The following is a 610-nucleotide window of genomic DNA, read 5'->3' on the forward strand; positions in this document are numbered from 1 at the left end:
TCATGGACGACGGTCTCAAACTCATCACAGGAAACGAGGTTATGGTGAACGAATGGCAGGATGCCATGGGAAGCCAGTTCTCCATTTTTCAGGTCACGAAAGAGGGGTTGGTCCGGGTCTCCACCACCTTGAAGGATAAAGAGGGGCGTTCCATGCTGGGAGGGCTTTTCGACGATACCACCGGAGTCTATAAAGCGACGGTGGACGGTAGAGAGACCTTCGAGGACATAGTCTGGCTGGGAGAAATCCCATATGCCGGCTGCTACAAACCTGTGGTGGACGCGGAAGGGGCGGTTCGAATGGTAGTCTTCGCCGGGACCTCTCTGGAGTCGGTCGAGAAGAGGATACTCAGCTCCTCCCTCGGAGAGGGCAGCTACGGCATAATATTCGACTCGAACGGGGCGGTGGTCATCCATCCCAAGGTGGAGAAGGGAGTCTCCATGTCGGAGAGCTGCCCTCCCCTCTGGAACGCCTGTAAATCTGCGGGGCTTTTCGACACGACCGAGCCAGTGAGGTTCGAATACGACTTCGAGGGTCGTAGGTCCATGGGCTACGTCCAGAAGGTGGAGGGAACCGACTGGTACGCCATGATGGTGGTCAACGCCGACCT

The 610-nt window shown here is 57.0% G+C and carries 1 protein-coding gene; it reads left to right on the top strand.

Going from position 1 to position 610, the window contains the following annotated elements:
* Positions 1-610 (top strand): Cache 3/Cache 2 fusion domain-containing protein (locus L2W58_RS13020; RefSeq protein ID WP_236103838.1); only part of this gene is annotated, 610 nt, incomplete at both ends.

It is taken from the genome of Dethiosulfovibrio faecalis (genome assembly GCF_021568795.1).
Classification (GTDB): domain Bacteria; phylum Synergistota; class Synergistia; order Synergistales; family Dethiosulfovibrionaceae; genus Dethiosulfovibrio; species Dethiosulfovibrio faecalis.